Source organism: Variovorax sp. UMC13 (assembly GCF_014170375.1).
GTDB lineage: Bacteria > Pseudomonadota > Gammaproteobacteria > Burkholderiales > Burkholderiaceae_C > Variovorax.
In genome coordinates, this window is the sequence record NZ_LZZW01000010.1 from 1 (window position 1) to 22,693 (window position 22,693).

Here is a 22,693-nt window from a genome sequence, read left to right on the forward strand (position 1 = left end):
CTTCCCCGCTGCGCATCGCGCAGCAGGTCCACCCGCCTTTTGCCCCGCCATGCACGCGCTCAACATCCAATGGCTGCAGTGGATCGCCGCTGGCGACGAGCCCGCCGCATGGCCGCTGCTCATCGCCTGGCTGTCGGCGCAGTGGGGCACCTGGGTCTGCGCCGCCGGCCTGGCCTGGGTCGTTTGGAAGCGGCGCCCCGACCGCTTCTTCCTGGCCGTCGTCGTGGCCGGCGCGGTGCTGGCCTCGCTGCTGTCGCATGCGATCGCGGCCCACTTCAACATGCCCCGCCCCTTCGTCGCCGGCTGGGTGCCGGCCTACATCAGCCACCGCGCGAGCGCGGCCACGCCGAGCACGCATGCGACCGTGATGTTCTTCATCGCCTTCGCCCTGCTGTCACGCGCGGCCCTGCGCTGGCCCGGCGGCCTGATGCTCGCGATGGCCTGCACCGTGGGCTGGGCGCGCATCTATGTCGGCGTGCACTTTCCATTCGACATCCTGGCGGGGATCGCGATCGCCGCCGTGCAGGCGGGCGCGCTGGTGCTGGCCTGGCGGCCGTACCGCCCTGCCACGGCCGTGGGCCCGCGCCCGCCGCTGGCGTCGTCCTTCGGCGGGCTGTCTTGATGGGATGCGAGCGCTTTCACCCATGAACTGATCCACTGGATCCGCAAATACCCAGTCGATTCCATTGCACTGCCGGCGATTCGCAGTGAAAATTCCGGCCGCGCCGCTGAGGCGTTCTACCGAGCAACGACGATGGAACTGGACCGCACCGACCGGAAGATTCTGGACATCCTCCAGCGCGAGGGGCGCATCGCGATGACCGAACTCGCGCAGCGCATCGGCCTGTCGACCTCGCCCTGCTCCGAGCGCGTCAAGCGCATGGAGCGCGAGGGCGTGATCACCGGCTACCACGCGCAGCTGTCGCCGCAGGCGCTGGGCAAGACGCTGCTGGTCTTCGTCGAGATCAAGCTGGCCTCGAAGTCGGGCGAGGTCTTCGACAAGGTGCGCCAGGAACTGCTGCACGTGCCCGACGTGCAGGAATGCCACCTGGTCTCGGGCGACTTCGACTACCTGGTCAAGGCCCGGCTGGGCGGCATGGACGAGTACCGCAGCCTGCTCGGCGACATCCTCAAGAAGCTGCCGGTCGCGGCAGAGTCCCACAGCTACGTGGTGATGGAAGAGATCAAGGAAAGCATGGCGCTGCGCATGGACCGCTGAGCGGCCCGTGCGCAGCCCTGTTCAGGCCGTCTCGGCCAGCGCCTCGCCCAGGGCGTTGATCAGCCGGTCGATCTCGGCCTTCTCGGTGACGAAGGCCGGTGCCAGCTGGATGGTGTCGCCGCCGCTGCGCACATAGAAGCCCTTGCGCCAGCACGCCATCGCGACCTCGAAGGGCCGGCGCGCCGGTTCGCCCGGCAGCGCGGCCAGCGTGATGCCCGCGGCCAGGCCGTAGTTGCGGATGTCCGTCACGTGCCGCAGGCCCTTGAGGCTGTGCACCGCCTCCTCGAAGTACGGTGCCAGCGTCTTCACGCGGCCGATCATGTCCTCGGCCTTCAGCACATCGAGCGCCGCCACACCGGCCGCGCAGGCCACCGGGTGCGCCGAGTAGGTGTAGCCGTGCGCGAACTCGACCATGTAGTCGGGGCCGCCCGCTTCCATGAAGGTCTGGTAGATCTCGTCCTTGGCGACCACCGCGCCCAGCGGCTGTGCGCCGTTGGTGACCTGCTTGGCGATGTTCATGATGTCGGGCACCACGCCGAAGGCCTCGGCGCCGGTCATCGCGCCGCAGCGGCCGAAGCCGGTGATGACCTCGTCGAAGATCAGCAGGATGTCGTGCGCGGTGCAGATGTCGCGCAGCCGCTGCAGGTAGCCCTGCGGCGGCACCACCACGCCGGCCGAGCCGGACATCGGCTCGACGATCACCGCCGCGATGTTCGAGGCGTCGTGCAGCGCGATCAGGTCGAGCAGGCGGTCGGCCAGTTCGGCGCCCTGCGTGGGCATGCCGCGCGTGAAGGTTTGGCCGGGCAGCAGCGTGTGCGGCAGGTGATCGGCCTCGATGCCCGCGCCGAAGACCTTGCGGTTGCCGCCGATGCCGCCCACCGACAGGCCGCCGTAGTTGACGCCGTGGTAGCCCTTCTCGCGCCCGATCAGCCGCGTCTTGCTGGCCTTGCCCTTGGCGCGCCAGTAGGCGCGCGCCATCTTGAGCGAGGTGTCGGCCGCGTCGGAGCCGGAGTTGGTGAAGAACACGCGGTCCAGCCCGGCGGGCGTGAGTTCCTTGATCTTGTTGGCCAGCTCGAAGGCCAGCGGGTGGCCGAACTGGAAGGCCGGCGCGTAGTCGAGCCTGGCGATCTGGCGGCTCACGGCCTCGGTGATCTCGGGGCGGCCATGGCCCAGGCCGGTGCACCACAGGCCCGACAGGCCGTCGAACACCTTGCGGCCCTCGCCGTCGGTGAAGTAGGTGCCCTTGGCCTCCACGATCATCCGCGGGTCGGCCTTGAAGTGGCGGTTCCCGGTGTAGGGCATCCAGTAGGCATCGAGCGACGGGGTGTCGGTGTGCTGTGGCGCGGCGGGTGGAGCGACGGTCGAAGTGGACATGGGGCGGCCCGCGGCAAACGCGGCGTGAAGGGGTGGAGAAGCCGCGATTGTTGGGCCGCGATTCACCGGCGAGAATGACGCGATATCCACGTTCACTTGCGGATCCATGAAAGTAAGTACGAAGCCCAAATCGCGCGCGCTGCTCGGCCAGCTGAGCGACATGGACCTGCGCCTGCTGCGGGTGTTCAAGACCGTCGTCGAATGCGGCGGCATGACCGCGGCCGAGCTGGAGCTCAACATCGGCGCCTCGACCGTGAGCCGCCACGTCAAGGACCTCGAGACGCGGCTGGCGATGGTGCTGTGCCGGCGCGGCCGGGCCGGCTTCGCGCTCACCTCCGAGGGCCAGCAGGTCTACGAGCAGACGCTGCGGCTGCTGGCCTCGGTCGATGCCTTCCGCAGCAGCATCGACGACATCCACCAGCGCCTGGGCGGCCAGCTCGACGTGGCGGTGTTCGACAAGACCGCGACCAACCCGCAGGCGCGGCTGGGCGAGGCCGTGGCGCGCTTCCGCGCGGCGGCGCCGGGCGTGCGCCTGTCGCTGCATGTGGCGAGCATCAACGCCATCGAGCGCGGCGTGATCGACGGCCGCTTCCAGGTCGGCATCATTCCCTCGCACCGCAGTTCCGAGAGCCTGGCCTATGCCGACCTGTTCGGCGAGACCATGCTGCTCTATTGCGGGCAGCGGCATCCGCTGTTCACGGGCTCACACACCGGCTTGAGCTGGGCCAGGCTGCGCACCCACGCCTTCGCCGGCCTGGGCTACCACTCGCCCAACATGGAGCTCAGCCACCGCGCCGAGCTGCCGCGCAAGGCCACGGGCTTCGACCAGGAGTCGATCGCCACGCTGATCCTCTCGGGCGAATTCCTGGGCTTTCTGCCCAACCACTACGCCGAGGCCTTCGAGCAGCGCGGCCTGATGCGCGCGATCGCGCCCAAGCGCTTCCACTACGCCTGCCAGTTCGTCAGCCTGGTGCGCAGGTCGCCCGCGCCCTCGCGCGCCACCCAGATGTTCGCCGACTGCCTGGTTGCGGCGCATGCGCCGGCCTGAGGCCCGGCGCGTCTTCTTCTACTCGTAGGCGACCGGCACGCGCTTGAGGTTGCACAGCAGCTCGTAGGCGATGGTGCCCGCGCGCCGCGCCACCTCGTTGACCTCGACCTGCGCGCCCCACAGCTCGACCCGGCTGCCGATGCCGGCCTCGGGCCGGGTGCTCAGGTCGACCGTCAGCATGTCCATCGAGACCCGGCCGATCAGCCGCGTCAGCGCGCCGTCGACCGCCACCGGCGTGCCCGTGCCGGCCAGGCGCGGGTAGCCGTCGGCATAGCCCGCGGCCACCAGGCCCACGCGCGTGGGGGCGTCGGCCACGAAGGTGGCGCCGTAGCCCAGCGCATCGCCGGGCTGCAGCGTGCGCACCGCGAAGACCTGGCTCTCGAAATGCATCACGGGGCGCAGCGGCTGCGCGCGCCCGTCCCCCGCTTCGCGCCAGGCCGGCGGCATCGGGTCCGCGCCGTAGAGGCAGATGCCGGGCCGCGCCCAGTCGCGCCGGGCGCCGGGCCAGCCCAGGAGGCCGGCCGAGTTGCTCAGGCTGCGGTCGCCGGGCAGGTCGCGGGTCGCGGCATCGAAGGCCGCGAGCTGGCGCGCCGTCATGTCGCGGCCGGGCTCGTCGGCCTGCGCCAGGTGCGTCATGAGCACGATGTCCGAGACCTTGCCGCTGGCGCGCAGGCGCGCATGGGCTGCCGGCATGTCGGCCAGCGCGAAGCCGGCCCGACCCATGCCGGAGTCGGCCTTGAGCCAGACCTGCAGCGTGCCCGGATGCGGATCGGCCTCGATCATGTGCAGTTGCGCCTCGTGGTGCACGACGATCCAGAGGTCCAGCGCATGGGCCGCCGCCAGCTCGTCGGCATCGAACAGCCCTTCGAGCACGAGGATGGGTGCGCGGATGCCGGCCGCGCGCAGGGTCGCGGCCTCGTCGAGGAAGGCGACCGCGAAGCCGTCGGCCTGCCCTTCCAGCGCCTGCGCACAGCGCACCGCGCCGTGGCCGTAGGCATTGGCCTTGAGCACCGCCAGCGCGCGCCCGCCGTGCAGGCGGCGCACCAGCGCGTAGTTGTGGCGCAACGCACCGAGGTCGATGCGCGCCCGGGATGGCCGGGTCATGCCGAGGCCGGGGTCGAGGCGGCCGAAGGCTGCAGCGCGCGATGGCGCGCGCCGTCGCTCGCGTAGCGGTCGATGCCCAGGCCGCTGCTGCTGATCTCCGGGCGCTGGCCGGTCACCATGTCGGCGATCAGCTTGGCCGAGCCGCAGGCCATGGTCCAGCCCAGCGTGCCGTGGCCGGTGTTGAGGAACAGGTTCGGGTACTTGGTGGCGCCGATCACCGGCGTGCTGTCGGGCGTCATGGGCCGCAGGCCGGTCCAGAAGCTCGCGGCCGCCACGTCGCCGCCAGGGAACAGGTCGGTCACCACATGCTCCAGCGTCGCGCGGCGCCGCGGGTCCAGCCGCAGGTCGAAGCCGCCGAGCTCGGCCATGCCGCCCACGCGGATGCGGTCGTCGAAGCGCGTGACCGCGATCTTGTAGGTCTCGTCGAGCACGGTCGACTGCGGCGCGAAGGCCGGATCGACCAGCGGCACGGTCAGCGAGTAGCCCTTGACCGGGTAGACCGGCAGGTCGATCTCGGCCGACTGCAGGAAACTGCGCGAGTAGCTGCCGAAGGCCAGCACGTAGCGGTCGGCCTTCAGCACTTCGGCGCCCACGCGCACGCCGGTGATGCGGCCGCCCTCGGTGAGCAGCCCGTCGACCGACTGGCCGAAGCGGAAGTCCACGCCCAGGCCGCGCGCGAGTTCGCACAGCGCGGTGGTGAAGCGATGGCAGTCGCCGGTCTCGTCCTTGGGCAGGCGCAGCCCGCCCGCGAGCCGGTCGCGCGCCTGCGCCAGGCTGGGCTCGACGGCAGCCAGCTGGTCGGCGCGCAGCAGCTCGTAGGGCACATTGCATTCCTCCAGCACCGCGATGTCGCGCTGCACCGCATCGACCTGCGCCTGGGTGCGGAACAGCTGCAGCGTGCCGCCGGTGCGCTGCTCGTACTGGATGCCGGTGTCGGCGCGCAGCTGCTGCAGGCAGGCGCGGCTGTACTCGGCCACGCGCATCATGCGTTCCTTGTTGATCGCATAGCGCTCGGGCGAGCAGTGGCGCAGCATCTGCGCCATCCACTGCAGCTGGAACAGGCTGCCGTCGAGCCGGATCGCGAGCGGCGCGTGCTTCTGGAACATCCACTTCATGGCCTTGAGCGGGATGCCCGGCGCGGCCCAGGGCGTGGAATAGCCGGGCGAGACCTGGCCCGCGTTGGCGAAGCTGGTTTCCAGCGCCGGCCCCGGCTGCCGGTCGAGCAGCGTGACTTCGGCGCCCGATTTCGCGAGGTAGTAGGCGCTGCTGATTCCGATGACGCCGCCGCCGAGGACGATGACTTTCATGACGAGACCCTGTGTGTGATCGGTGGAGTGATCCCACAAATTTAGGGCCGGAGGCCCCGCAAGTTCGATCGAACTTCGGGCCCCTTGCAGTGAATCTTGCTGGCGCGCGCCCGCAAAGGCGGCGCCGGGAGTGAAAGGCGCGGCGCGCCCCCTAGCCGAGCCCAAACAGCCGCCGCGCATTGCCCCCCAGCAGCTGCGCCCGCTCGGCCTCGGTGATGCCGGGGATGGCCGCCATCAGCGCATGCGGCGCGTAGTGGCCCATGTCGAAGGGATAGTCGGTGCCCATCAGCACCTGCGAGGCGCCGACGGCCTCGATCAGGTGGCGCAGCGCCATCGGCTCGTGGACCACGGTGTCGAAGAACATCTCGCGCAGGTAGTCGCGCGGCGCCCGCGCCATCGTCGCGGCCTCGGGGCGCACGGCCCGCGCATGGGCCGAGCGGCCGAGGCAGGTCGGCAGGTAGCCGCCGCCGTGCGCGGCCAGGATGCGCAGGCCCGGATGGCGGTCCAGCACGCCGCCGAAGATCAGCCGCGACAGCGCCACCGTGGTCTCGAGCGGCTGCCCGATGGTGTTGCTCAGGTAGTGGGTCGCGAGCCGCGATCCGAGCTGGGTGCCGAAGGGGTGGATAAAGATCACCGCCTGCAGCGCGGCCGCCATGGCCCAGAAGGGGTCGAGCGCCGGATCGTCGAGCTCCAGGCCCGCGGCCGAGGTCGAGATCTCCACGCCCTGCAGCCCCAGCCCCTGCACCGCGTGCGCGAGCTGGGCCGCGGCGCGCGGCGGGTGCTGCAGCGCCACCGTGCCCAGCCCCCGCAGCCGATCGGGGTGGGCCGCGCACAGCGCCGCGATGTGCGCGTTCTGCAGCGCCACGATCTCCTCGGCCAACGCCGGCTCGGCCCAGTAGTGGTACTGGTGCGGCGAGGGGCTCAGGACCTGCACGTCGACGCCCATCGCATCCATGTCGGCCAGCCGCTGCGCCATGTTCATGAGCCGCGGCAGGGCCTGCGGCAGCATCACGGCCTGGTTGTGCGCGGCCGAGGCCGGGCCCATGGCCGCCTGCATCGCCGCCGCCTCGGCGCGCCGGTCGGGATGCCCGGCCACCAGTGCCTCGACCGCCAGCGTCACCACATGGCAATGCACGTCGACCGTGAAGGGCCGGGTGACGGGCGCGGGTGCGCAGCAGGGCGCGCCGCCCTCGCCGCAGAGGTGCACCCACATCTCAGTGCGCGGCCTGCAGGCGCCGGTCGAAGATCGCGACCGCGCGCGTCCAGCCAGCCGAGGCCGCGCGGATCTTGTGCGGGAAGCAGGCGATGTGGAAGCCGGTGGGCGGCAGCGCCTCGAGGTTGTGCAGCTTCTCCAGGTGGCAGTAGCCGATGTCGCGGCCGGCCTTGTGGCCTTCCCACAGGAGCCGCGTGTCGCCGGTCTCGGCGAACTTCTGCGCGGTGTAGCTGAAGGGCGCGTCCCAGCTCCAGGCATCGGTGCCGGTGAGCCGCACGCCGCGCTCCAGCAGGTACATGGTGGCCTCGTAGCCCATGCCGCAGCCCGCGTTCACGAAGTCGTCGTGGCCGTAGCGCGAACCGGCGCGCGTGTTCACCACCACGATCTCCAGCGGCGACAGCGTGTGGCCGATGCGCGCGAGCTCGGCCTCGACCTGCGCGGCCGTGACCACATGGCCGTCGGGCAGGTGGCGGAAGTCGAGCTTCACGCCGGGCTGGAAGCACCAGTCGAGCGGCACTTCGTCGATGGTGATCGAGGGCCGCGCGCCGCCGAGCTTGCCGTCCATCGTCGAATGGAAGTGGTAGGGCGCGTCGAGGTGGGTGCCGCTGTGGGTCGTGAGCCGCACCCATTCGGAGGCCGCGGCCTCGCCGTCGGGATAGTCCTCGGGCCGGGTGCCGGGCAGCAGGCGGGTGAACTCGTCCACGGTTTCGGCGTGGGCCTTGTATTCGATGCGGGGCGCCAGCGGCGGCGGGTCGGAGAGCACGTCGTTCTCCAGGTAGATCGACAGGTCGACGAAGGTGGTGGTCATGGTGGGTGGCTCGTGGGAATGGGGGAAGAAGGAAGAAGGCGCGGGCTCAGGGCCGCTGCCAGCGCAGCAGCCGGCCCTCGAGCAGCGCCAGCAGCGCGTTGCTCACGAGTCCGACGCCGCCCAGCAGCACGACACCGGCGAACAGGTCGGCCGCGCGGAAGCTGCGCGCGGCCTGCACGATGGCCGTGCCCAGGCCCGACTGCGAGGCCAGCATCTCGCCGACGATGGCCAGGATCAGCGCCACGGTGAGCGACAGCCGCATGCCGCCCAGCACATCGGGCAGCGCATTGGGCAGGCCCACCTTCCAGATGAAGCCCCCGCGCGACAGCCGCAGCACGCGGCCGACCTCGAACAAACGCGGCTCGACGGCCGCGAAGCCGTGCACCGTGGCCAGCAGCACCGGCCAGACCGCGCCGAAGGCGATCACGCACAGCACCATCGACTGCGACAGGCCCATGAGCGCGATGGCCAGCGGCATGAGGGCCGAGGCCGGCAGCGGCCGCACGAACTCCAGCGTGGGCTGGACCCAGGCGCGCAGCGCGGCCGAGGTGCCGATCAGCGCCCCCAGCAGCACGCCCGCGATCGAGGCCAGCAGCCAGCCGTAGACCATGCGCTCCACCGTCTGCAGCAGCAGCGCGAGCAGTTCGCCCTGGCGCAGGCCGTCGCACAGCGCCTCGGCCGTGGCCAGCGGGCCGGGCAGGAACACCGCCGAGACCCACTCGAAATGCGCCACCGCGCCCCACAGCAGCACGAAGGCCAGCACCACGCCGACGGCGCCCAGCGCCTCGCCGAAACGCGGCTTCATCGCCCGGCTCCCGTGGCCGCGAGGCCGCCGAACCAGCGCCGCTGCAAGGCCAGGAGGCCCGCGTTGAGGCCCCAGCCCAGCAGCCCGACCCAGGCCAGCACCGCCAGCATCAGTTCGGGCGCGAGGCTCTGCTGCGCCGAGAGCAGCGCATAGCCCAGGCCCTGCGGGTTGCTCGCGATCTCGGTCGTGACCGCCACCACCAGCGCGATGCCGATGCACAGCCGCAGCGCGACGAACAGCCGCGGCAGCGCGGCCGGCAGCACGATCTTGCGCACCCGCGCCGCCACCGGGAGGCGCAACATCCGGCCCACCTCGAGCAGGCGGGCCGGCACGGCCTGCACCGCCGCATGGGACAGCATCAGCATCGGGAAGAAGACCGAGAAGCCGACCACGAAGATCTCCAGCCGGTAGCCGAAGCCGAACACCAGCATCGCGACCGGGATCAACGCCACCGCCGGCAGCGGGCGCAGCAGCTCGACCAGCAGCGCGCCGCGCGCGGCCACCCGGCGCGACAGGCCGAACCAGACGCCCACCAGCAGGCCCAGCGCACCGCCCGCGAGCAGGCCGCCCAGCATCGCGGCCAGGGTCTGCCAGGTGGCGCTCCAGAGGCTGCCGTCGGCCAGCGCGCGCACCAGCGCCTCGGCCACCGCGCTGGGCAGCGCGATGGCGTCGCTCTGCACCGGGCGCCAGCGCAGCAGCGCCTCGGCCGCCCCCAGCGTGCCCAGCGGCAGCACCCATGCACGCCATGCGTGCCGGGCGTGGGTCGGCGACACAGCGAGGATCGCGGCGGCCATCAGTGCGCCTCCAGCAGGTAGTCGTAGGCCTGGCGGCGCAGCCGCAGGAACTCGGGGTCCTCGCGCGTGGCCAGCTGGTTGCGCGGCTAGGGCAGCCGCACGGTGAAGGTCCGGGCCAGGCTCGAGGCCTCGCCGGGGTTGGCGCGCAAGGCCACCACCGTGTCGCTCAGGTAGATCGCCTCGTCCAGGTCGTGCGTGATGAACAGCACCGTGGTGCCGGTCTCGCGCACCAGCCGCAGCATCTCGTCCTGCAGGTCCTGGCGGGTCATGGCGTCGAGCGCGCCGAAGGGCTCGTCCATCAGCAGCACCGCGGGCCGCTGTGCCAGGCAGCGCGCGATCTGCACCCGCTGCTGCATGCCGCCCGAGAGCTGGCGCGGAAACTTCTCGGCATGCGCGGCCAGCCCGACCTTGGCCAGCAGTTCGGCGATGCGCGGGCCGCGCTGCGCGGCCGGCACCCTGGCCGCCTCGAGCGCCAGGCTCACGTTGCCGGCGACGGTGCGCCAGGGCAGCAGCGCGTTGGCATAGTCCTGGAACACGATCGCCACGTCGGGCGCCGGGCCGTCCACCGCCACGCCCTCGCGCCGCACCGCGCCGCGCGTGGGCGACACCAGTCCGGTCACCAGCCGCAGCAAGGTGGTCTTGCCGCAGCCCGAGGGGCCGACCACGCTCACGATCTCGCCGCGGCCGATCGAGAAGCTCAGGCGGTTGAGGATGCGCCGGCCGCTGAAGTCCAGGCCCAGCTCGTCGAAGGCGATGAGCGGGGCGGCGGCCTCGGCCGGTGCCACGACCCGCAACAGTCCACCCGCGCTCATGGCAGGATCACCGAGCCCAGCATGGGCTGCTTCTTGAGCATGTCCTGGGCGCGCATCGTGTCGACCCAGAAGCGCAGGTGCTCGTCGGTGAGCGTCGTGACCCAGTTCGGCCAGGGCGTGGCGCGCAGCACCGGCGGCGGCACCTTGAAGTACTTGCCGATGTCCTCGTAGCCCTGATCCTTGTGGGCGTTGCCGAAGACGACGGCCTCCTGCACCGCGTCGCGGAAGGCCTTGACCGCGGCCGGGTTGGCCACCGCCCACTTGCGCGTCGACACGTAGAGCACCGACGAGAAGCCATTGGCCAGCTCGTTCGAGAAGGCCGGCACCGCGCTGCCGATCTGGCCCTGCACGATGCGCCCGACGAAGGGCTCGGCCGTGGCCACCAGGTCGACGCTGCCGCCCTTGAGCACATCGGGCATCTGGGGAATGGCGACCTCCACGAACGTCACCTTCTTCGGATCGACGCCGTGGTCGAGCAGCCACTTGCGCACCAGCAGGTGGAGGGTGGCGTTGAAGCCGGGCACGCCGACCTTCCGGCCCACCAGATCGGCGGCCGTGTTCACGCTCACACCGTTGCGCGCCACCAGGCCCACGCCGCGCGAACTGGTTTCGTAGACGCCGCCGCCGGCCACGGCCACCAGGTCGAGACCGCTGTCGGTGGCCTGCAGCAGCACCGGCGGCGTGGTGCCGCCGATCTGCACCGAGTTCGACACCACGGCGGCCGGCACGTTGGGACTGACCGGAATCAGCTGCAGCTTGACGTCGAGCCCGTGCTTGGCGAAGAGGCCCTGCTCCTTGGCGATGAAGATGGCGCCGAACTCGGGCGTGGCGGTGTAGCTCACGGTGAGCGGGATGGCTGGCGTTGCGGCCTGCGCAGCGCCGAGGGCGAGCGTCAGCGCGAGGCCCAGAAGGCTGCGTCGTGGGATGGACATGGCGTCTCCTTGTCGTTCGTGGATGTCTGCGTGGCGGCCGTTCAGCGCTCGGCGGGCGCGGCCGCCAGCACCTGCTGGTCGATCGCGCCGAAGGGCGCGGGCACGGCCGCGTCGGGCCCGGCCTCGTCGAAGCGCGCTTCCATGCGCACCCGGTCGCCGAAGCGCATGAACTCGGTGCGCGGCGCGCCGTGCGCCAGGATCTCCAGCACGCGGCGTTCGGCGATGCACGAGGAGCCCGCCTCCGACGCCGCGTTCGACACCGTGCCCGAACCGATCACGGTGCCGGCCGACAGCCGCCGCGTGCGCGCCGCATGCGCGATCAGCTGGCCGAAGTGGAAGTTCATCGCGCCGCCATGCGCCTGGCCGAAGCGCTCGCCGTTCCAGCCGACGTGCAGCTTCATGTGGATGCGGCCCTCGTGCCAGGCGCTGCCGAGTTCGTCGGGCGTGATGGCCACGGGCGCGAAGCTGGTCGAGGGCTTGGCCTGCAGGAAGCCGAAGCCGGCCTTCATCTCGCGCGGACCCAGCGCGCGCAGGCTCCAGTCGTTGATCTGCACCAGCAGCCGCACATGGGCCAGCGCGCGTTCGGGGGCGATGCCCATCGGCACGTGGTCGACGATCACGCCGAACTCGCCCTCGAAGTCGATGCCCTGCGCCTCGTCGGGCAGCCGCACCACCTCGCGGGCGCCGAGGAAGTCGTCGCTCGCGCCCTGGTACATCACGGGCACGGTGTCGAACTCGGGGATGGGCGGCGTGTCGAAGGCGCGTTCCATCAGGCGGCCGTGGTGCAGGAAGGCCGAGCCGTCGCACCACTGGGGCGCGCGCGGCAGCGGTGCCATCGCGAGCGCGGGGTCGAAGTCGAAGGCCGCTTCGACGTCGCCGGCGTTGAGGGCGGCATAGCGCTGCTGCAGCGCGGGTGCATGCCGGTCCCAGGACTCGAGCAGCGCCAGCAGCGTCGGTGCGATGTCGCGCGCATCGACGGCGCGCCGCAGGTCGCGGGAAACGAGGACCGGCCGGCCGTCGCGGCTGCCGTCGTGGAGGGTGGCGAATTTCATGGTGTCTCCGTGGTGGATGGATGGTGTTCTTCGTCCCAATGGACCATCGGCAGGCCGGCCACCGGCGCGCGGAAGCTGGGCAGCGTGCTGCCGCGCAGGCTGCCGAGGTAGACGGTGCGCAGGTCGGGCCCGCCGAAGGTGATGCTGGCCATCCAGGGCGCGAGGCTGCCGTGCGTGGCCTCGAGGATCTCGGGCGTGAGCTGGCCGGCGTCGAAGGCGCCCAGCAGCCGCGCCTTGGTGGCGGGATGGCTGTCGTCGAGCAGGGTGAGCAGTTCGCCCTCGGGCGTGATCGCCACCAGCTCGTCGCTGAAGATCAGCGTGATCCAGAGGTTGCCGAAGGCATCGAAGGCGAAGCCGTCGGGAAAGCCCGGCAGGCGGGCGGGACCGTAGACCTCGCGCGCGCCCAGCGTGCCGTCGTCGGCCACGCGCAGCCGCGTGATGCGCTGGCCGGTGCTCTCGACCACGTAGAGCCATTCCTCGGCCGCATCGAAGCGGATCTCGTTGGTGCCGCAGAAGCCCTCGGCCACGATGCGCAGGCCCTGCGCGTCGAGGCGCGCGATGTAGCCGTCGGCGCTGCGCGTCTGGAGCTGGCGCGTCCAGGGCTGCTCGCGCGTGGTCACGGTGAGCCACACGCGGCCGCGCCGGTCGCGCAGCACATGGTTGGCCTTGCCCAGCGGCCGGCCGTCGATGCGGTCGTGCAGGGTCCGCAGCACGCCATCGCGGTCCATGCGCTCCAGCGCATCGGTGCCCCAGTTGGCGATCAGCAGGTCGCCGTTGGCGGCGAAGGCAAGGCCGTTGGGCAACGAGACGACATCGCCGCGGCCCTCGACGCGCGGCGCGACCAGCCGCTGCGAGCGGTCCGGCGCGATGCGCATCACGCCGCCGCGTGCATCGGCCGCCCACAGCGTGCCATCGCGTTCGGCCAGCACGCACTCGGGCCGCTGCAGCCCCTGCCCCACGTGGCGGATGGCGGCACGGTCGACCTGCCATCCCTTCAACGGATTGCGGGACGCATCGCTCATGGCAGCACGGCAGAAAACGAGGGCGGGATCGGCATGGGCGGCGATCCTACGGAGGCCCCCGCGCATCGGGAAATCGACTTTGGCGATCGCTGACATCGGCATCGCCGATAGTGGTAATCCCTAGGTCCGTCGCTCGCTCGAGGCCTGTCCATGGCATGCATGCCACGCGGCCGCGCAGCGCATGGCGCGCCGTATCATGCGCTGCCCTTCACTTGCCTGAGCCATGCGATACCAACGCATCGATTTGAACCTGCTGGTCGCGCTGGATGTCCTGCTGGCGGAGCAGAACGTGACACGCGCCTCCGAGCGCCTGCACATGACGCAGTCGGCGACCAGCGGCGTGCTGGCGCGATTGCGCGACTACTTCGGCGATCCGCTGCTGGTGGCCGTCGGCCGCAGCATGAAGCTCACGCCGCTGGCCGAGAGCCTGGTGCTGCCGGTGCGCGACATCATCCTGCGCATCGACGCCACCGTCTCGATCAAACCCGACTTCGATCCCGCGCTGGCGCAGCGCCACTTCATCATCATCGCCTCGGACTACGTCGCGCGCGTGCTGCTGGCCGAGGTGCTGCGGCGCGTGAGCCAGCTCGCGCCGGGCCTGAGCTTCGACCTGCGCCCCACGCACCCGGGCATGGCGAGCGACCTCGACCAGGGCCTGGCCGATTTCCTGATCACGCCCGCGCACCTGACCGCCGACCAGCATCCGCAGGCCGTGCTGTTTGAGGACACCTACCAGGTCATCGCCTGCGCCCAGCACGCCACGCTGGGCGAGACCATCGACCTCGCGCAGTACACCGCGCTGGGCCACGTGGTCTACCAGGACGACCGCGGCGGCAACCCCTGGTTCGAGCAGTGGTACGCCAACGAATACGGCCGCACGCGGCGCATCGAGGTCATTACGCATGCCTTCACCCTGATGCCGCGCTTCCTGGTCGGAACGCAGCGCATCGCCACCATCCAGACCCGGCTGGCGCAGCAGTTCGCGCAGTCGATGCCGATCCGCGTGCTGGCGCCGCCCATGCCCACGCCGCGCCTGACCGAGGTGCTGCAGTGGCACAGCCTGCGCGAGAGCGACCCGGGCACCGCGTGGATGCGCGACCAGCTGCTCGAGGCCGGGCAGCGGTTGCCGGTGCTGGGCTGAGCCGGCCGCCGGTCCCTGCGCGGTGATAGCTGCCTTCACCGCCCGCACCTAGCTGCGCGCGTGCGCGCTGCCTACCATCCAGCGCAACGGCCGGACGTCTTCCTGCGCCCTCGGCAGAAGGCATCCGGCGCCCTCGGACGGACACCTCACGCGGCCTCGACCCCACCATGCCTGGACTCAGCACCTCGCCTCCCCTCCCCGCCCCCCGCGCCTGCGCCGCGCCGCTTCGCAGCTGGGTGCAGAGCGCCAACCGCGACGACGCGGATTTCCCGCTCGCCCACCTGCCGCTGTGCGTGTTCCGGCCGGCGGGCACGGATGCGATCGCGCGCATCGGCGTGGGCATCGGCCAGGAGGTCTTCGACCTGCGGCGGGCCTGGCGGCTCGGCCTGCTCGACACCCTGGCGCCCGAACTGCGCCGGGCCTGCGCAGCCCCCTCGCTGAATGCGCTGTTCGCCGCCGGACGCGCGGCGTCGCGCGCCCTGCGCGCGGCGCTCACCACGCTGCTGCAGGAAGGCACGCCCGACCAGGAACGCAGCGCGAGCTGCCTGTTGCCCCAATCGCAGGCCGCCTTCGACCTGCCGGCGCAGGTGGGCGACTACACGGACTTCCTGGCCTCGTACAACCACGCGCACAACGTCGGCTCGCTGTACCGGCCCGACAACCCGGTGCTGCCGAACTTCAGCTCGCTCCCGGTGGCCTACCACGGACGCGCCTCGTCGCTGGTCGTCACGGACGAGCCGGTGTGCCGGCCGCAGGGCCAGTTCCGCGCCGCGCCGCAGGACACCGCGACTGTCTTCGGTCCCAGCCGCAAGCTCGACTTCGAGATGGAACTGGGCGTCTTCGTCGGGCCGGGCAACGCGCGCGGCCACGCGATCGCGGTCGACGAGGCCGACGCGCACATCGCGGGCTTCTGCGTGCTCAACGACTGGTCTGCGCGCGACCTGCAGGAATGGGAATCGCAGCCGCTGGGCCCCTTCCTGGGCAAGAACTTCGCCACCACGCTGTCGCCCTGGGTGGTCAGCCCGGAGGCGCTCGAGCCCTACCGGGTCGAGATCGCACGGCCGGCCTCGCCGCTCCTGAAGGACTACCTGCGGCACGCACCGTCGAGCCGCCGGGCCAGCTTCGAGATCGTGACCGAGGTCAGGCTGTGCACGCAGCGCATGCGCGCGCAGGGCCAGGCCGCGCAGCTGATCGCCACGGCCCTGTTCAGCCGCGACATCGTGTGGTCCTTCGCCCAGATGATCGCGCACCACACCGTCAACGGCTGCACGCTGCGCCCCGGTGACCTGCTGGGCAGCGGCACGGTCTCGGGCCCGACGCCGGGCAGCGAGGGCTGCCTGCTGGAGCTGACCCGCGGCGGGCGCGCGCCGCTGACGCTGGCCAACGGCGAGACCCGCACCTATCTGCAGGACGGCGACGAGATCGTCCTCACGGCCTTCTGCGCCCGCCCGGGCCTGCCGCGGATCGGCTTCGGCGAGTGCCGCGGCCGGATCGTCCCGGCCCTGGCGCGGGACTGAGCCCTCGTCACCCCCACACCCGCCCTACCGAACCACCGCATCGCCATGAAAAACTTCGAGATCCTTCCGCCGCCGCAGCGCGTCGTCACCGGCCACGACGAAGCCGGCCAGTCCGTGTTCCTCTCGGCCGGGCCCGCGCCCCAGTTCCATGGCCGGCAGAAGGAGCGGGTGCGCTTCTTCGAGATCTGGAACAGCGCGCGCACCCCCGCGCCGCTCGCGGCCGGCGAGCCCGAGGAGCCGAACCTGCGGCTGCCGCTGCGCATTCCGCCCGACCCGAACGGCTCCATCATCCGCATCCTCGACATCTATCCCGGCCATGTGCAGGCCCTCGCGCCGCGCGCCGACGGACGCCATCCGGGCATGCACCGCACCCAGACGCTGGACTACGGCATCCTGATCCAGGGCGAGCTCCACCTGATCCTCGACAACGAGGCCGAGGTCAAGCTGCGGGCCGGCGACATCGCGGTGCAGCGCGGCACCGACCACGCCTGGGAGAACCGCTCCGACCAGGTCGCGCGCATCGCCTTCGTGCTGCTCGATGGCCAGTTCACCGGACCCCTGGCCGCGCAGCTGGCCGGCGCGCAGCTGATGCACGAGACGCTGTCGCTGCGCAGCGAGCACGACAGCTGAGGCGCTTCGGACATCCGGCCAGAAGAACGAGGAGACACACATGAAGCCATTCCTGCCGGTGCTCGCCGGCCTGCTGATCGCCGCCGCGGCCCAGGCCCAGGGCCCGGCCGGCACCTACCCGGACCGTCCGGTCACGGTGCTCAACCCCTACAGCGCGGGCGGGCAGAACGACGCCATCACCCGCGCGCTGGCCGCGAACCTGCAGGAGCGCTTCAAGCAGCCCTTCGTGGTCGTGAGCCGCGAAGGCGCCTCGGGCGTGGTGGCCATGACGGCCCTGAGCCGCGCCGCGCCGGACGGGCTCACGCTCGCCTACTCCGTGCTCACGCCGCTGACGATCCAGCCCCACCTGGTGCCAGGCCTGGCGCTGGGCCCGGCCTCCTTCGCCCCGGTCTGCGGCCTGACCGAGAACATCCTCGGCATCGTGGTGCGCGCCGACAGCCCGATCCGCTCGGTCGACGACCTGCTGCGTCGATCGGAGCCGGCGAAGGTCCTCAACTACGCCTCCGGCGGCGTCAACTCGGCGCCCTCGCTCGGCGTCGAGGCGCTGGCGCGCCTGCACCAGCTGGCGCTCACCCATGTGCCGCTGCGCGGCGACAGCGGCGCGCTGCAGGAACTGCTGGGCGAGCGCGTGGATTTCGCGGCGGTCGTGACCGCCTCGGCCACGCCCTTCGTGAAGAGCGGCCGCCTGCGGCTGCTGACCGTGATGTCCGCCCGGCGCGATCTGAATTTCCCGGCTGTGCCCACCCTGCGCGAGCTCGGCCAGCCGGTGGAACAGGTGGCCTACGCGGGCCTGTTCGCGCCCAGGCAGACCCCGGGCCCGATCCTCGATGCGCTGGAGCGCGCCTGCCAGGATGCCGCGCGCAGCGAGGGCCTGAAACAGGTGGCGGCCACCCTGCAGACGGCGGTCCGCTACCAGTCCCGCAGCGAATTCACGCGCGCCGTGCAGGCGCAGTTCGAACTGCAGGGCCGTGCACTGAAGGCGCAGAAGTAGCTCAGGGTGCGCGCACCAGCTGCTGGATCAGCTGTGCCACGACGCGCGTCGCGCCGCTGACCGGCCCCCGGGGCGAGAAGTGGAGGTCGATGTGCTGCACCAGCTCGGGCTGCACGACGCGGCTGGCCTGGAGCCGGCCGCTCGCCACATCCTGCGCCACCGCGCTGTGGTTGAGCAGCAAATAGCCGCTGCCGGCGGCCGCGAGGTCGCGCTGGATGCCCAGCGAGCTGACCTCGAGCTGCACGTCGAGCGTCAGGCCCTTGGCTTCGGCCAGCTGCTGCAGGTGCCGGTGCAGCACGCCTGCCTTGCGGTGCAAGATCAGGGGCAGCCGCTCGAGCGCCGCGAAGGCGACGGTCGGCGCGGCGGTGACGGGATCGCCGGCGCGCGCGCAGAGGTAGACGTCGGTGTCGACCAGGTGCAGCCCGTGCCTGTGCGGCACGCCATCGAAGCGCAGCGTCAGCGCCAGGTCGGCCTCGCCGTTCTGCAGCCAGGCCTCGAGCTGGTCCGCATAGCCTTCGGCCAGGTGCAGCCGGATGCCGGGGTGGCCCTCGCGCAGCGTCGACACCAGCGCGCCCATCAGCGGGCTGCTCAGCGACGGCAGCATCGCCAGGCGCACGTCGCCGGCCGGCGTGCCGGCCATGGCGCTGAACTGGTCCATCATCGCGTCGCCTTCGCTCAGCCAGGCATCGATGCGCGGCACCACGCCGCGGCCGAACTCGGTCAGCAGCATGCCGCGCCCGGTGCGCTGGAACAGGCGCGCGCCGAATTCCTGCTCGAACTGCGCGATCACCTTGCTGATGTAGGGCTGCGAGGCGCGCTCATGCAGCGCGGCCTTCGACAGGCTGCCCAGGCGCGCCACCGCGGCGATGAGGCGCAGCTTGTCCGGATCGGGGCGGGTTCGGCTCATGCGGCATTGTCACGCCGCTGCACGCTGCCCCTGCGGTACGCATCCACCACGTCGAGGAAGGCCAGCAGCACCGGCGAGCGGTCGTCGCGGCGGTAGAGGCAGCTCAGTTCCACGTCGTTGAGGTCGCTGGCGCGCAGCGGCCGGTACACCATGTTGGGCAGGCGCAGATTCATCGCCGGCTCGGTCGTGATGCAGACGCCGAAGCCGGCCGAGACCAGCGCCACGCAGGTCAGCACGTCTTCCACCTCCTGTTCCACCCGCAGGCGCAGCTTGGCGCGCTGGAAGGCCGCGGTGACGGCCTGCGCCAGGCCCGCGATCGGCAGGTTGGGGTAGAGGATCATGGGCTGGTCCTCGAGGTCGCGCAGCGAGACGGTCTTGCGCGCGCACAGCGGGTGCTTGTCGTAGAGGCCGACCACCAGCTTCTCGCGCCGCACCGGCTCGACCGCGATGTCGGGCGCCTCGGGCACCAGGCGGTTGAACCCGACGGTGATGCGCCGCTCGCGCAGCGCCTCGAGCTGCTCGATCTTGCTCATGGTGTGCAGGCCGATCTGCACGTCGGGCCGCTGCGCATGGAAGCGCGCGAGCAGCTGCGGGATCACGCTGAGCACGCTGGCGGTGAAGATGCCGATCTCGATCTTGCCGCCCAGGCCGCGCGCCGCGCGCAGGGTGCGCTCCTCGGCCAGGCGGGCCAGCGACAGCACGTTGGGCACCTCCTCCAGCAGCGCCTGGCCGGCGACCGTGAGGTCCACGCCCTTGGCGGTGCGCACGAACAGCGCCACGCCCATGCCCTCCTCCAGCGCGCGGATCTGGCGCGTGAGCGGCGGCTGGGTCATGTGCAGCTTCTCGGCCGCGCGCGAGAAGTTCCGCTCTTCGGCGAGCGCAAGGAAAAGGCGCATCTGTCGCAGGTCCATGGGTTCTCCTGTTCAATACCCAAAGGGTATCAAACCTGGAAAAATCGGTATTTGACCGTATCGAAGGTGCTGCGGATGATCAGGCCCCACAAGGAGACCTCGATCCCATGACACCCCAGCAACACCTGCAGGCCGCGGCCGCGCTGCGCGACGCGGCGCGCACCGGCCACTTCATCGCGCCGCTGCGCGAACAGTTCACCGACATCACCGGGGACGATGCCTACGCCATCCAGAAGATCAACACCGAGCTGCGCGTGCAGCAGGAAGGCCGGCGCGTCGTCGGCTGCAAGATCGGCCTGACCTCGCGCGTGGTGCAGCAGCAGCTCGGCGTCGACCAGCCGGACTTCGGCGTGCTGTTCGACGACATGGTCTACGGCGACGGCGAGCCGGTGCCGGCCGAGGTGCTGCACCAGCCCAAGGTCGAGGCCGAGATCGCCTTCGTGCTCGGCCGCGACCTCGACATGGCGCTGCCCGGCCACACCGACCTGATCCGCGCCATCGACTACGCGCTGCCCGCCATCGAGATCGTCGGCAGCCGCATCGCCGCCTGGAACATCAAGTTCGTCGACACCGTCGCGGACAACGCCTCGGCCGGCGCCTATGTGCTGGGCACCACGCCGCGCAAGCTGGCCGACTTCGACCTGCGCCTGGCCGGCATGGCCATGCTGCGGCGCGGCGAGCCGGTGTCGACCGGCGCCGGCGCGGCCTGCCTGGGCCATCCCCTCAATGCCGTGGTGTGGCTGGCTCGCACCATGGCCCGGCTGGGCGCACCGCTGCGCGCGGGCGACCTGGTGCTCTCGGGCGCGCTCGGCCCGATGGTGGCCGTGGCGCCGGGCGACATCTTCGAGACCCACATCAACGGCCTGGGCAGCGTGCGCGCAGCCTTCGCGGCAGCCCCTGGCGGAGACAAGGCATGAACGACACCACGACCCCTTCCATCGAGCACTTCGCCGAGCTGCTCGACACCTGCGCGCGCGAGGCCCGCGAGCTGCCGCAGATCGATCCCGAGAACCGCCTCGGCCTCGACGAAGCCTATGCGATCCAGGCCGCGTCGATCCGGCGCCGCATCGCGCGCGGCGAACGCCGCGTGGGCGTGAAGATGGGCTTCACCAGCCGCGCCAAGATGCTGCAGATGGGGCTGTCGGACGTCATCTGGGGCCGGCTCAGCTCCAGCATGCAGGTGGAGGAAGGCACGGCCATCGACTTCTCGCGCTTCGTGCATCCGCGCTGCGAACCCGAGCTGGCCTTCGTGCTCAAGAAGCCGCTGGCGGGCGACGTGACCGGGCCGGAGGCGCTGGCCGCGGTCGAGGCCATCGCGCCGGCGCTGGAGATCATCGACTCGCGCTACCAGGACTTCAAGTTCACGCTGCCCGAGGTGATCGCCGACAACGCCTCGTCGAGTGCCTTCGTGGTCGGCCCCTGGAGCGATCCGCGCCGGGTGGACTTCGGCAACCTCGGCCTCACGCTGAACATCGACGGCCGCGTGGCGCAGGTGGGTTCCACCGCCGCGCTGCTGGGCCACCCGCTGCGTTCGCTGGTGGCGGCCGCGCGGCTCTCGGCCGCGGCAGGCGAGCCGTTGCAGGCCGGCTGGATCGTGATGGCCGGCGGCGCCACGCCGGCCGAATGGATCCGTCCGGGCCAGTACGTCTCGGTCGAGATGGAAAAGCTCGGCCAGGCCGGCTTCCACCTGAAGGGCTGAGGCCGCCTTTCTTTCGCCCCCACAACACCAGGAGACAGACACCATGAGTTCCACCCCCGCCAAGCCCTTCGATCCCTCCGTGGTCCAGCGGGTCATCGGCCCCTACCTCGAAGGCCAGCAGAGCCCCGAGGAACGCGGCCAGGTCTACCGCGACCTGCTGGGCTACGTGCCGCCGCGCATCCAGTCGCGCTTCCATGTCACGGGCGCGCTGGACCCGAAGATGCTCGACCTGCAGGAGCAGATGCGCACGCACGCCATGTACACCGACGTGCTCGACCCCAAGACCGTGCAGCTGATGCTGTTCGGCATGCTGCTGATGGACATGAACGACGCGGCCACCACGCACGGCCTGGCGGCGCGGCGCGCGGGCGCGGGCTGGGACGAGATGCAGGCCGTCATCAGCCTGTGCTTCCTGTTCCGCGGCCTGCCCGCGGCCAACCGCGGCGCCGACATCCTGGCCGATCTCGCCCAGCGCGAGGACGCCGCCTCGAAGGCCGCCGCAGCGTGAGCACGCCCACCACCGCGGGCGTTGCGGCACCGCCGTGCCCGGGCCCGGACCGCAACCTCCGTCGGCCGCGCTTCACGCTGCCGCGCGGCGCTGTCGACACGCATGCGCATGTCTTCGGCCCGCAGGCGCGCTACCCCTTCTCGCCCGAGCGCAGCTACACGCCCGAAGACTGCACGGTCGACCAGTACCGGACGCTGCTCGACACGCTGGGCATCGACCGCTGCGTGCTGGTGCAGGGCGGCGCGCACGGCACCGACAACTGCGCCACGCTCGATGCGATCGAGGCGCTGGGCCCGCGCGCACGCGGCGTCGCGGTGATCCGGCCGGGCCTCTCGCCAGAAGCACTGCAGGCGCTGCACGACGGCGGCATGCGCGGCTGCCGTATCTCGACCGTGGTGCGCGGCGGCGCGAACTTCGAGCACCTGGAAGCGCTGGCCGAGGCCACCCATGCGTTGGGCTGGCACCTGGTGCTGCACCTGCGGCACTCGGCCGAGCTGACGGCGCTCGCCCCGCGGCTGCGCGCCCTGCCCAACCCCTTCGTGCTCGACCACCTGGGCCATGTGCTGGGCAGCGAAGGCACGCAGAGCGAAGGCTTCGCGGCCGTGATGGACCTGCTGGACACCGACCGCTGCTGGGTCAAGCTGGCCAGCCTCTACCGCTCGTCCTCGCTGCCCTACCCGCACCCCGACATGCTGCCGATGGTGCACGCGGTCGCGCAGGCGCGGCCCGACCGGCTGCTGTGGGGCACCAACTGGCCGCACCCGATCCATGCGGGCGCGATGCCCAACGACGCCGACACCGTCGACCTGATCCCGCTCTGGGTCCCCGACCCCGAGGTGCAGCAGCAGATGCTGGTGCGCAACCCGGCACGGCTGTACGGCTTCGACGACTGACCCCCG

Annotated in this window: 24 protein-coding genes; 11 read left to right on the forward strand and 13 right to left on the reverse strand. The window is 71.4% G+C overall.

All coding sequences use genetic code 11. From position 1 onward, the window contains the following. Positions 1–49: 49 nt before the first annotated feature. Both A9977_RS04905 and A9977_RS04910 read left to right on the forward strand, forming a co-directional pair. Entirely contained in the window at positions 50–622 is a 573-nt protein-coding gene (locus A9977_RS04905) for a phosphatase PAP2 family protein (protein ID WP_183023770.1), read from the forward strand. A gap of 132 nt (positions 623–754) precedes the next feature. Then, complete coding sequence (locus tag A9977_RS04910) at positions 755–1,219, forward strand: winged helix-turn-helix transcriptional regulator (RefSeq protein ID WP_183023771.1); 465 nt, start codon at positions 755–757, stop codon at positions 1,217–1,219. A gap of 21 nt (positions 1,220–1,240) precedes the next feature. On the opposite strand, the gene A9977_RS04915 is transcribed toward A9977_RS04910, so the two are convergent. Then, complete coding sequence (locus tag A9977_RS04915) at positions 1,241–2,593, reverse strand: aspartate aminotransferase family protein (RefSeq protein ID WP_183023772.1); 1,353 nt, start codon at positions 2,591–2,593, stop codon at positions 1,241–1,243. Between the two features lie 106 nt (positions 2,594–2,699). Here A9977_RS04915 and A9977_RS04920 point away from each other — a divergent pair, with 106 nt between their 5' ends. After that, on the forward strand, positions 2,700–3,641 hold the full coding sequence (locus tag A9977_RS04920; RefSeq protein WP_183023773.1) for a LysR family transcriptional regulator: 942 nt from the start codon (positions 2,700–2,702) through the stop codon (positions 3,639–3,641). A gap of 18 nt (positions 3,642–3,659) precedes the next feature. Here the strand turns inward: A9977_RS04920 and alr are convergent, their stop codons facing one another. The 10 genes from alr to A9977_RS04970 all read right to left on the reverse strand — a co-directional run bounded on the left by alr (position 3,660) and on the right by A9977_RS04970 (position 13,490). Next, complete coding sequence (gene alr / locus A9977_RS04925; protein ID WP_183023774.1) at positions 3,660–4,745, reverse strand: alanine racemase; 1,086 nt, start codon at positions 4,743–4,745, stop codon at positions 3,660–3,662. Then, positions 4,742–6,052, reverse strand: coding sequence for a D-amino acid dehydrogenase (locus A9977_RS04930; RefSeq protein WP_183023775.1), 1,311 nt, complete (start codon positions 6,050–6,052; stop codon positions 4,742–4,744). Before A9977_RS04930 ends, alr begins: the two co-directional genes overlap by 4 nt. A gap of 151 nt (positions 6,053–6,203) precedes the next feature. After that, a complete protein-coding gene (locus A9977_RS04935) occupies positions 6,204–7,265 on the reverse strand; it encodes an amidohydrolase family protein (protein WP_183023776.1) in 1,062 nt (353 codons plus the stop codon). A 1-nt stretch (position 7,266) separates the two neighbouring features. Next, the gene (locus A9977_RS04940) at positions 7,267–8,073 is read right to left on the reverse strand and encodes a cyclase family protein (RefSeq protein WP_183023777.1); all 807 of its coding nucleotides are present in this window, start codon (positions 8,071–8,073) and stop codon (positions 7,267–7,269) included. Positions 8,074–8,119: 46 nt separating this feature from the next. After that, positions 8,120–8,878 (reverse strand): ABC transporter permease, encoded by a 759-nt coding sequence (locus A9977_RS04945; protein WP_183023778.1) that lies wholly within the window; start codon positions 8,876–8,878, stop codon positions 8,120–8,122. Next, complete coding sequence (locus A9977_RS04950; RefSeq protein WP_183023779.1) at positions 8,875–9,672, reverse strand: ABC transporter permease; 798 nt, start codon at positions 9,670–9,672, stop codon at positions 8,875–8,877. Before A9977_RS04950 ends, A9977_RS04945 begins: the two co-directional genes overlap by 4 nt. An 86-nt stretch (positions 9,673–9,758) precedes the next feature. After that, on the reverse strand, positions 9,759–10,484 hold the full coding sequence (locus A9977_RS04955; RefSeq protein WP_310936087.1) for an ABC transporter ATP-binding protein: 726 nt from the start codon (positions 10,482–10,484) through the stop codon (positions 9,759–9,761). Further along, a complete protein-coding gene (locus A9977_RS04960; protein WP_183023780.1) occupies positions 10,481–11,416 on the reverse strand; it encodes an ABC transporter substrate-binding protein in 936 nt (311 codons plus the stop codon). The genes A9977_RS04955 and A9977_RS04960 overlap by 4 nt, the downstream gene beginning before the upstream one ends. A gap of 41 nt (positions 11,417–11,457) precedes the next feature. Then, entirely contained in the window at positions 11,458–12,468 is a 1,011-nt protein-coding gene (locus A9977_RS04965) for a fumarylacetoacetate hydrolase family protein (RefSeq protein WP_183023781.1), read from the reverse strand. Next, a complete protein-coding gene (locus tag A9977_RS04970) occupies positions 12,465–13,490 on the reverse strand; it encodes an SMP-30/gluconolactonase/LRE family protein (protein WP_183023782.1) in 1,026 nt (341 codons plus the stop codon). Before A9977_RS04970 ends, A9977_RS04965 begins: the two co-directional genes overlap by 4 nt. A 223-nt stretch (positions 13,491–13,713) precedes the next feature. Between A9977_RS04970 and A9977_RS04975 the strand changes: the two genes are divergently transcribed. The 4 genes from A9977_RS04975 (at position 13,714) to A9977_RS04990 (ending at position 17,769) form a co-directional block, all read left to right on the forward strand. Next, positions 13,714–14,631 (forward strand): LysR family transcriptional regulator, encoded by a 918-nt coding sequence (locus A9977_RS04975; RefSeq protein ID WP_183023783.1) that lies wholly within the window; start codon positions 13,714–13,716, stop codon positions 14,629–14,631. A 167-nt stretch (positions 14,632–14,798) separates the two neighbouring features. Further along, positions 14,799–16,148 (forward strand): fumarylacetoacetase, encoded by a 1,350-nt coding sequence (gene fahA / locus A9977_RS04980; protein WP_183023784.1) that lies wholly within the window; start codon positions 14,799–14,801, stop codon positions 16,146–16,148. 45 nt (positions 16,149–16,193) lie between these two features. After that, entirely contained in the window at positions 16,194–16,778 is a 585-nt protein-coding gene (locus tag A9977_RS04985; RefSeq protein WP_183023785.1) for a cupin domain-containing protein, read from the forward strand. 40 nt (positions 16,779–16,818) lie between these two features. Beyond that, positions 16,819–17,769: a tripartite tricarboxylate transporter substrate binding protein gene (locus A9977_RS04990; RefSeq protein WP_183023786.1), complete on the forward strand. Its 951-nt coding sequence runs from the start codon at positions 16,819–16,821 to the stop codon at positions 17,767–17,769. A gap of 1 nt (position 17,770) precedes the next feature. On the opposite strand, the gene A9977_RS04995 is transcribed toward A9977_RS04990, so the two are convergent. Together A9977_RS04995 and A9977_RS05000 are read right to left on the reverse strand one after the other, a co-directional pair. Then, positions 17,771–18,676, reverse strand: a complete 906-nt coding sequence (locus A9977_RS04995) for a LysR family transcriptional regulator (protein WP_183023787.1) — start codon at positions 18,674–18,676, stop codon at positions 17,771–17,773. Next, on the reverse strand, positions 18,673–19,587 hold the full coding sequence (locus A9977_RS05000; RefSeq protein ID WP_183023788.1) for a LysR family transcriptional regulator: 915 nt from the start codon (positions 19,585–19,587) through the stop codon (positions 18,673–18,675). The genes A9977_RS04995 and A9977_RS05000 overlap by 4 nt, the downstream gene beginning before the upstream one ends. Positions 19,588–19,694: 107 nt before the next feature. On the opposite strand from A9977_RS05000, the gene mhpD reads away from it, so the two are divergent. The 4 genes from mhpD to A9977_RS05020 are packed head-to-tail and all read left to right on the forward strand — an operon-like array spanning position 19,695 to position 22,687. Next, on the forward strand, positions 19,695–20,504 hold the full coding sequence (gene mhpD / locus A9977_RS05005; protein WP_183023789.1) for a 2-keto-4-pentenoate hydratase: 810 nt from the start codon (positions 19,695–19,697) through the stop codon (positions 20,502–20,504). Beyond that, entirely contained in the window at positions 20,501–21,286 is a 786-nt protein-coding gene (locus A9977_RS05010; RefSeq protein ID WP_183023790.1) for a 2-keto-4-pentenoate hydratase, read from the forward strand. The genes mhpD and A9977_RS05010 overlap by 4 nt, the downstream gene beginning before the upstream one ends. 43 nt (positions 21,287–21,329) lie before the next feature. Beyond that, positions 21,330–21,794, forward strand: coding sequence for a carboxymuconolactone decarboxylase family protein (locus A9977_RS05015; protein WP_183023791.1), 465 nt, complete (start codon positions 21,330–21,332; stop codon positions 21,792–21,794). Then, a complete protein-coding gene (locus A9977_RS05020; protein ID WP_183023792.1) occupies positions 21,791–22,687 on the forward strand; it encodes an amidohydrolase family protein in 897 nt (298 codons plus the stop codon). The genes A9977_RS05015 and A9977_RS05020 overlap by 4 nt, the downstream gene beginning before the upstream one ends. Positions 22,688–22,693 lie beyond the last annotated feature (6 nt).